A 3,690-nucleotide genomic window follows, 5' to 3' on the forward strand; every position below is an offset into this window, starting at 1 on the left:
CGAATAAGCGGCCGGACGCGGACGGCAGTCTCTGCGATGTGTGTGCGTGCGTTGCGCATTACGGTCCTCAAGAGTGCAGGCAATTTCACCCGCGACGAAGGTCGTGATCTAAACACAGAGAAACTTCAGCGCGTCAAATGTTTTGTGTTCACGAGGTGCGGAATTTGTTGCGTGCCGGCAATTTTCGAACGCCGGCGCAGCCGGCTGGGTTCGAAAATTTCTGGTTATGGTCAATCGGCGGAAGTGGCCGGCAAGCCGTGTCCTCTTTTCGGGGAGAAAGCGAGAACCATCTTTGGTTGCGAGTGATCGTCTCGTCAACTCTCCGAGCAGCCAAGTGCTAGATTTTCAATAGACAGCCGAATGTCGGTTCCGGGTCCAGACTCGGAAATATTGACCGCGAGCACATGTTTTCCGCTCTGCCCCCAACAACGGACGTAGAGCGACCACGGTGGCATGTCCGTTTCGTGCCCAGTAAGCGACATCCCGACGAAAAGGCCAGTTGGCCAACTATACGGCTCCTTTGGGTCGCAACTATTGGACCGCAGCGAACAAATCCCAAGAGCCTGGAATTCCCTTGAGGTCGAACGACCCGCGATCCGCAAATTTCAGTCCGGCGCCCGCGACTAAGTCGGTAACGACGCGCGACACTAATACCTCGTTGGCGCCCGACTGCCCCATGACGCGTGCCGCCACATGAACCGCAATCCCGCCCACATCGTCACCGCGCACCTCGACCTCGCCGGTATGTAGACCGGCGCGTAGTGGCAGGCCGATCTGCCGCGCCACCGCCCCTAGGGCTAGCGCGCAACGCACGCCGCGCCCGGGACCATCAAATGTCGCCAGGATACCATCGCCAGTACTCTTTACAAATCTGCCACGATGCCGCTCAACTGTTTGTCTTGCCAAGCGGTCGTGTGCATCGAGCAACTCGCGCCAGCGTCGGTCACCGATCTCGACGGCCCTGTTGGTCGAATTCACGATGTCGGTAAATAGAACAGTTGCGAGCACGCGGTCAGTGTCTTCGGTAACCCCGACTCGATGCCCAGTGACGAATTCCTCGATATCGCCGATAAGTTCTTGGCAATCGGCGGTGAAGCAGGCATGCGGAACATTGTCGTATTCTAGGTATTTCGCGCCCGGAATGGCAGCCGCAAGCTTCTTTCCTTCGGAGACAGGCACCATCGCATCTGCTCGGCTGTGCAGCACGAGCGTTGGAATCCGCACGCTGGGAAGTATCGACGTAACGTCGATTCGCCGGTTCATCTGCAACAAAGTCTTAAACGCGCCTGGGCTGCAGGACATCCGCTCGAACTTACCGAGTTTCGCTAGCTCTTCCTTGTTATCGTCGGCGGTGCCGACGGCGCGTTTCATCATTTGTCCGGTGCCCCAGTTCGCGACAACCGTATCGGCAAAAACCTCAAACTGTGAATCGGGAATGGAGTGCCCCGACTGCGAAAAGCCGCCGATCAGCACGAGGTGTGACACCCGCTCTGGATAAGTAGCCGTGAAAAGCAGGCTCATCGGAGATCCTTCCGAAAAACCCGCCAAGACTGCGCGTTGCGATCCCACCGCATCCAACACGGCCCGAACATCGTCCATTCGCTCTTCCAATGGGGGAATGCCCGAGACGCGATCAGAAAGGCCCTGGCCGCGCTTATCGAAGCTGATGACTCTGGCGAAGCGAGATAGGCGTTGCACGAAATTTATGGTCCCGGGCAGATCGTAAACTAGTTCAAGGTGCGAAATTGCGCCGGGAACTATGAGGACGTCGGTTGGCCCGTCGCCGACCACCTGGTAGGCGATATTGACGTCACCGCTGCGCGCATAGCGCGTCTGGGGCATAACGAAATCCGCCATGTCGGCCTCCAATGCCGTCATTATCATTGGAGGGAGCCGTTTAATCAATTGGTGCGGTCGTTTAATGTGCTCAGTAGGTTTGTCGACCAACCCATAAACTGAATTCCTGACAACGCGACGCGCAACCCCGCAACGCCAATTCCGGTCTACCCCGAACAACGGACATCGTCAGACCTCACCGGCATGTTCAAACGTGCCATTAAGTTCGCGAAGGTCGCAGTCTATGCGGGTACGCGGACGGCAGGAGCATCTAAGTGAGCCTCTCAAGTTCGCGATCCAGCCGCCAGACGCCTACCCGACCCGCTCCCCGTGTCTCGACTTCGCCAGCCGCAGTGCAGGAAAAATTCGCACCAAGGAGCTCACGCGTCGCATTCGAAAGCTGAATTTCATCGGGCTTGGCCGCATGCTGGATTCGCGAGGCCACGTTGACGGTATCACCCCACAAGTCGTAAGCAAAGCGGCTGCGGCCGATCACACCCGCGACTGCCGGGCCCGAATGAATTCCAATCCTCAATTTGAGCGGCGCGCCCGCGAAGGCTTCTCCCTCCATCGTCTGCCTGAGATCAAGCGCGTAGCGGGCGAGCGTCTCGGCGTGACTGGAAGAGGGTTCGGGCAAACCAGCGGCCGCCATTACGCAGTCGCCGATCGTCTTAATCTTCTCGCAACCGCGCCGCTGTGCGAGTTCGTCCGCGACGGAGAAGAAGCGGTTCAGCATACCTACCGTCGCCTCCGGGCCGGCCTGACGCGCGGCCGCCGTAAATCCGACGATGTCCGCGAAGAGCACGCTAATGCAATTGTATCCATCAGCGATCCGTTCGCCCGACTTAAGTCGTTCAGCCACCGCCGCGGGGAGAATGTTCAGGAGGAGCGCTTCTGAACGACGAAATTCACGCTCCAGCGCCCCTTCGGCTGCGTCAACCAGATGGATTGAATATCGGGTGGTCAGGAAGAGCACACACATCGTTAGTGCTGATGTGGCGTAGAAAAGAGCTTCTGACTCATCTATCAACATCGGGATGTGGGATGGCCAACGAGGCAAAACCTTGGCCGCGACGACGAACGCTCCCCAGGCGACCAGGGTCGTGAGCACCGGTAGTGCAATCGGACGAGGGCCCAGGAAGATCAGCGAAAAGATCGCGACGAGAATCAAAAACAAATGTGACCCCGATGCGTGTCCAAGCAATAACGTGAAGCTCAGCATTGCCGCTATAAATACGCCAAGAAACCAGACACCTGCGAATGGGCCCGGCCAGCGGTGGAATAAGGGTGTCATGGCCCACAGGGCCGCAGTCGCGAGGTTCACGCCGATAGCGATAGCGTAGGCTCGGGTGTCGAGCACGGAGTAGAGGATAGCGAAGAACAGATCGATAGCGACCCCAACCACTACAATCACGTTCATAATCTTGTTGATGATTTTGCGGCGGCGTGACGCGCGCTCCTCCGCGAAGGGTTCAGGTGTTTTCACAGCTGACGACGGTTCGATTTCGCCGCGGCGTGACATGCGCATGCTCCCCAGCAATGGCGACCAGCTCCAGTCTGCCAACGTGTGCTGAGCCCGACAACCCATTTCTGTCCACATAAAACCGGATCTCGACACATAGCTCGGTACAAGTGTTGATCCGCGGCGACTTCCGTTGTGGGTCAAACCCGGAAATACTCACTGCGGGTAGATGTTTTCCGCTTTCCCCCGAGAGCGGACATTGGCGGCACCGCTCGGCATGTCCTAAATGTGCCATCCACGGGCATCCCGAGCCAGCGCCCAAGCGCGGCGCGAAAGCGCGGTGTAAGCGCAACTCCTGCCACAGTTCGGTGTGCACATTTAGAAACGGTTAA

At 58.0% G+C, this 3,690-nt stretch carries 3 protein-coding genes; 1 reads left to right on the forward strand and 2 read right to left on the reverse strand.

Annotated features, from left to right (window positions below; translation table 11 throughout):
- Nucleotides 1-306 (forward strand): hypothetical protein (locus QZ213_RS25915; RefSeq protein ID WP_291688911.1); only part of this gene is annotated, 306 nt, incomplete at its 5' end.
- Nucleotides 307-531: 225 nt separating this feature from the next.
- On the opposite strand, the gene QZ213_RS25920 is transcribed toward QZ213_RS25915, so the two are convergent.
- Nucleotides 532-1,857 carry an adenylate/guanylate cyclase domain-containing protein gene (locus QZ213_RS25920; RefSeq protein WP_291688912.1) on the reverse strand — a complete coding sequence of 442 codons (1,326 nt, stop codon included), beginning with the start codon at nt 1,855-1,857 and terminating at the stop codon, nt 532-534.
- A gap of 250 nt (nt 1,858-2,107) precedes the next feature.
- Nucleotides 2,108-3,358, reverse strand: coding sequence for an adenylate/guanylate cyclase domain-containing protein (locus QZ213_RS25925; protein ID WP_291688913.1), 1,251 nt, complete (start codon nt 3,356-3,358; stop codon nt 2,108-2,110).
- Between the last annotated feature and the right edge of the window lie 332 nt (nt 3,359-3,690).

Source organism: Bradyrhizobium sp., assembly GCF_017881085.1.
In the GTDB taxonomy this organism is placed as follows: domain Bacteria; phylum Pseudomonadota; class Alphaproteobacteria; order Rhizobiales; family Xanthobacteraceae; genus Bradyrhizobium.